Origin of the sequence: Lentilactobacillus sp. (assembly GCF_040773105.1) — a bacterium.
Classification (GTDB): Bacteria; Bacillota; Bacilli; order Lactobacillales; family Lactobacillaceae; genus Lentilactobacillus; species Lentilactobacillus parabuchneri.
Map to the genome: position 1 here is coordinate 1 of NZ_JAXGWW010000142.1, position 5,261 is coordinate 5,261.

6 protein-coding genes are annotated in these 5,261 nt (G+C 45.7%); 4 read left to right on the forward strand and 2 right to left on the reverse strand.

The genetic code is table 11. From position 1 onward, the window contains the following. The coding region (locus AB3112_RS07870) for an OsmC family protein (RefSeq protein ID WP_367334240.1) at positions 1–216 on the reverse strand (216 nt) is incomplete at its 3' end. Between the two features lie 102 nt (positions 217–318). Here AB3112_RS07870 and AB3112_RS07875 point away from each other — a divergent pair. From AB3112_RS07875 to AB3112_RS07885, 3 genes are all read left to right on the forward strand, one after another. Next, entirely contained in the window at positions 319–1,023 is a 705-nt protein-coding gene (locus AB3112_RS07875) for an NAD(P)H-dependent oxidoreductase (protein ID WP_367334241.1), read from the forward strand. 2 nt (positions 1,024–1,025) lie between these two features. Then, a complete protein-coding gene (locus tag AB3112_RS07880; protein WP_057910690.1) occupies positions 1,026–1,205 on the forward strand; it encodes a hypothetical protein in 180 nt (59 codons plus the stop codon). Between the two features lie 92 nt (positions 1,206–1,297). Further along, positions 1,298–3,289 carry a sodium:proton antiporter gene (locus tag AB3112_RS07885; RefSeq protein WP_084974261.1) on the forward strand — a complete coding sequence of 664 codons (1,992 nt, stop codon included), beginning with the start codon at positions 1,298–1,300 and terminating at the stop codon, positions 3,287–3,289. Between the two features lie 398 nt (positions 3,290–3,687). Here AB3112_RS07885 and thiD read toward each other — a convergent pair whose 3' ends face one another. Continuing rightward, the gene (gene thiD / locus AB3112_RS07890; protein WP_367334242.1) at positions 3,688–4,503 is read right to left on the reverse strand and encodes a bifunctional hydroxymethylpyrimidine kinase/phosphomethylpyrimidine kinase; all 816 of its coding nucleotides are present in this window, start codon (positions 4,501–4,503) and stop codon (positions 3,688–3,690) included. A gap of 162 nt (positions 4,504–4,665) precedes the next feature. On the opposite strand from thiD, the gene AB3112_RS07895 reads away from it, so the two are divergent. After that, positions 4,666–4,788, forward strand: coding sequence for a hypothetical protein (locus AB3112_RS07895; RefSeq protein ID WP_257786590.1), 123 nt, complete (start codon positions 4,666–4,668; stop codon positions 4,786–4,788). Positions 4,789–5,261: the final 473 nt, after the last annotated feature.

A 5,261-nucleotide genomic window follows, 5' to 3' on the forward strand; every position in this document is an offset into this window, starting at 1 on the left:
AACTTTAATGTTGGAACCTGGACGGTGGACCAGGGAAGCAGCGCTGGCACCGAGGCAAGCGCCAACCGCACCTAATAAATATTGAACCGGATTGGGACCGGCATCAGTCCCGCGAAATTTGGTGGGCTCATCCGCGATAAATTGATGAACGCCGGCAGTGTTAATGGTTTGAGAACCAACGTCTCGTAAAGTTGTGTGAACGTTATAAATTGCCATAGTTTAAATCTCCCTTTAATTATGATTTGGTTTACAATCTAAATATAGATGATTTTGAAATGAAACGAAATAAAAAAGGTCTATGAAAGGCGAATTAACCGAATGAAAACACTCATACTCATTTCTCACCCTCAATTTGAAGATTCTGGTACCCAACAATTTCTCAAAACTAGCTTTTACTCGTTGGATGACGTGAAATATCAAGTGATCGACGAACTGTATTCATCGTCTGAATCCGGCCAAATTGATGTTGATAAGGAGCAGGCGGCAATGACCGATTTCGATCGCATTGTTTTTCAATTCCCGATGTACTGGTATTCATCCCCCGCAAGCTTAAAGCAGTTTATGGACGATATCTTCACGCGAAATTACGTTGTTGCCAACCGGTCGCTAAAAACCAAGGAGTTGGGGATCGTCGTGACATTGGGAGATTCAGAAGCCGATTTTCAGGCGGGCGGCAAAGAGCAGTTCACAGTTTCAGAATTACTACGACCATTTCAGGCGTTTGCCAACAAAGCAGGGATGACTTATTTGAAGCCGTTTGTGGTCAATCAATTTGGATACAAGGATCCCGCCGAAAAAGAACAATTGCTGGTGGCTTACCTGCAGTACTTGAGTGCTGAAATGCCCCTGAGCTTAGAAAATCGTGAGCAGTGGCTTGTTGCGCGTTTGCAAGCCACTAAGGAAGGAAAGGCGGACGACCAAGTCCAAGCAATTGACCTTGTGATTAACTCGCTTGAAGACCAGCAGGCGACCGTTGAGAGCCTAAAGCAAGACGTTAAAATGATTCGTGACCAGGAGGAATAGGGATGAACGACACAACAACTTGGCTGATCAATCAGCTAACGGAACTTAAACAGGACGATCAATCCTTTATTAACAAGTCACTTTACCAGGCCGCCATTGAATTGGCCAAGGAGCAGGAAAAGCGCGCCCAGCAGTCACAAGATGAGTTGGATGGGCGGATTTGGAGCCCGGATAAATGGTGATTAAGCGCCGAGTCTCGTCCAAGTGTTGGCGGGGCTTTTTTGCTGCAATCAGTGATAAACTATAATCGATATTAAGCAGAGGGGTGAATGAAATGGACATGGTACTCTTACTGACCATTATCTTGGCGGCAGTCGTGTTGGCAAATATTTTGGCACGACACGTGTCGTTTATTCCGCTGCCGTTTTTCCTGATTATTTTAGGTGGGATGCTGGCGGCATTGCCGATTTACCGCAACTTTCAGTTAGACCCGTCTACCTTTGCACTGGCGATTATTGCCCCGATGCTGTTTAATGAAGCCCAAAACAGCTCACGATTTTGGATTGGCCGCTCGATCACCAATATCTTATCGCTTGCGGTGGGGCTGGTATTGGTCACCGTGTTAGTCGTTGGGGCGGGGTTGCACTTGGCCATGGCGGTTTTGCCGCTGACTTTATGCTTTGCATTGCTGGCGATTGTCACGCCAACTGACGCCTCTGCGGTTAATTCGATTTTTGAAGCCAACCCAATTGCTGAAGAGCAGGCGGGGATTTTGCAGCATGAATCGTTGTTTAATGACGCAGCGGGCATTGTGTTGTTTGATTTATCTTTGACAGCCTTTATTTCCGGGACCTTCTCATTGAAGCTGGCAGTTGGCATGTTCCTGTGGGAATTCTTGGGTGGCCTGCTTTTCGGGAGCTTGATGGGTGTGGTAATTGTCAGCACGCGGCTATTTTTAATCCGCTACAACGACGATACACCTATTATTATGGTTTTAATTCAGCTGCTTTCGCCGTTTTTGATTTATTTACTTGCGGAAAAATTATTGCTATCAGGCATCTTAGCCGTGGTTGCCGCAGGGCTGGTTCAGGGATCCGAAAGGGATAAGCTGCGGTTAACGTCTTCTCGAATGCAGCTGGTCACCAGCAATGTTTGGGAAATTGTGTCCGGCACGCTGTCTGGGGTTGTGTTTGTTCTCCTGGGACTGTCGCTGCCGGAAGTCGTTGAGGCACTTCATCAGGCACCCAATCCAAATTGGAATATTTTGAAATTAGTGTTGATTGGGATTGGTGTTTATCTTGCCAAAGGCGCTTTACGGTTGGTTTGGAGTCGCTACATGTTGAAGCGACGGGTTAAGTCGAAGCATGAGTGGCGTGACAGCCTCGTCATGGCACTTAGCGGCGCCAACGGGACAATTACCTTATCACTTGCTTTCTCGATGCCTAACACGGTCAATGGGCAGCCATTTGCCTTTCGGGGAATGATGATTTTTGTGGCTGCGGTGGTTATTTTAACCAGCTTGATTATGCCGACAATCTTCGTGCCGATTATTTTGCCGAGCCAGGACCAGCGAAAGCCACGGTATCGTTGGGTTAAGCGGATGATCCAAGCGGCCATCAGCGACCTTTTGAAGGAAAAAGAACACCCGGCGGAGGCCCAGATTGTAATTGATTCGCTTCAGCAGCAACTGGTTCTGGACAGTACACCAAACTTACACTTGCGGCGCCAATTGATGAGTGAAAGCCATCAAGTTGAATTGAAGGCGGCTCAGAAATTACATGATGACGGAAAAATAACCGACGACGAATTAACTTACTACACAAAATTTTTAAATTTAAGCAATTTTTCGGCTGATGAAAAAATATGGAAGAATGTCTTATTAAGAATTCGGTTCAGTCTCCACATTGGCACGATGTATAAGGATTTGAACCGCGCGCAGGAGGCGTTTTTGACAGCGCCGGTCGCGCTTGAAGAAATTTATTGGCGTGAGCAGTTTGAAAAGCACGGTGAAGATATTTTGCCGATTGAAAAGGCCGGCTTCGAAGCGGTGATGGCGTTCTTAAAGACCCAGCAGGGTGACAATGGCGTTGAAACCAATATGGTGAAGCGATTCTATCGGACTCGGCACAGAAGAATTAACGGCGAAGATGTCGATATGAATATCGTCTACCAAATGTTCATGAGAGCTTTCCATAGTGAATACGAATTGATCCAGGATTCCTTACAGACGGGAAAAATAGATTCGGCGCTGGCGGAAAAGCTCCAGTCAAGAATCTCAACGGACGAGATGACTTATCTGCAGAATGTGGAGGTGTTCAGGGATTAGAGTGCGGACCAGAGCGGTTAGCAACCGGAGCCTAAGCTGGCTTTGGGTGAAATCGAGTTTGATTTCACCCAAAGTTGGCTTAGGTGCAGGTTGCTGCTCTGGGGAGCACGTTTTGGCTATGTAGTGGTACATGGCAGATTAAGCGGAGGGGCCTGGCTCGAGAAGCACGTTTCGGCTAGGTAGCAGGGGAAGCGCAGGTTGCTGCTCTGGGGAGCACGTTTCGACTATGTAGCAGTTGTGCGTGGCAGACTAAGCGGAGAAAGCTGGCTCGAGAGTTTTGGCTAAGGAACAGTGAAACAACCACAGTATTAAATTCAACAATCCTAAGCATCACAAAAGACCAGCCAACAAACTGTTAGCTGGTCTTACTTTTAAAGATTGCAATCGAGAAGTGAGTGTTACGGTTCCGGATACCCCGGTGCCCAGTGATTAATCGGTCCAAACTTATGACCAACGTTAATCTCATTTTCAATGGCCACGTCAACAAACTTCTTGGCGATTTTTACAGCTGTTTTGACATCGTTTCCGCGTGCCAACTCAGCCGCGATGCAGGCAGACAGGCTGTCGCCAGTTCCGTTTTTACGGTCGGTATCGTAAAAGTCGCCGGTTAACCAGAAGCTTTCACCCGATTCGAGCAAAACATAGTCTGAGACCTCCGTTTGACCCGGATTATGGTGGCTTCCCTTAATCATGATGTTGTCGGCGCCGAGTGACTTTAATTTATTGGCGGCAGTGAACATGTCGTCTTTGGTATTAATGTCCATTTCAGCTAATTTTTGGGCTTCAAAGAAGTTGGGTGTAATGACGGTTGCTAACGGAATTAACTCGTCTCGAAGCGTCTTATAGGCACTTTCTTCCAGCAGCATATTGCCGTGCTTGGTGGTAATAACCGGATCCACGACCAGTGGGCCAAAGTCGTACTTTTGGTAGTTACGGATGACGGTTCGAATAAGCTCGGTATCGGCCAGCATGCCGGTCTTGCTGGCCCGGACGTCATAGTCATCCGCTAAATCTTTGAATTCCTGGTCGATAAACGATGATGGCAGGGTCACTGAGTCGTGAATACCATAACTGTTTCCGGCAACCGCAGCGGTCATCACAGCTGTTCCATATATGTGGCGTCTAAAAAATGTATGTAAATCTGCCTGCATGCCGGCACTGCCATCGCTGTCAGAGCCTGCAATCGTTAATGCTTGTGGATATTGTTCTGTCAAATTAATCACCTCAACCGTTCATTTTGTCTTTAAGAATACCACATTTAATGAGAAATCATAGAGAAATCGCAGATTGATTTGCGTTGATGCATTGACTTGTATTATAATAATTTAGTCTATTGGAATTATGAAGTCATAATACAAAATAAGGAGAGTCTAATTATGCGAATTTGTCATCCACACGGCGTACAAGGACGTCGTCCAGTTAACCGTAAAAAAGATATTAAGCGGAACAAAGAATTATCAGACTTACAACGTTTCTTGAAACAGAAGCCAGCTAAGTAATAGCGTGTCACTCGCATTTGTTGCGTGGTCCACGCAATTGGGCCCAGCATGTTGTTTGCGGCCTTCGAAATATATTTCGACAAAACAAACGATTTAACGAAAAAATATTTTTCGCTGAATCGTTTTTTTGTTTGTAATTAGGATTAATAGAACATCCCTATGAAAAGGACTAGAATCATTGCGTTTAAATTATTCCATTATGGAAAACGACAAATCAAGCTGAGGACTGCTACTATTTAGTAGCAGTCCTTTAAAAAACTTGCTATACTGCATTATAGAAAGTGTGGTGTCCTGCTTGGAGATAGAAATGGTACTTGCCCAATTAAAATATTTGGTATCCAAAAATCAATTTTATCTTGTAAACCGTCGAGCACAGCACGCGCAGGCAGTCACCACTTCGCTTGCAAAGCTAATTGTTAATCAGCTGAGCGTCAGCGATTTCCAAAAATATGAAGTCGACCGTGATCGTCCTC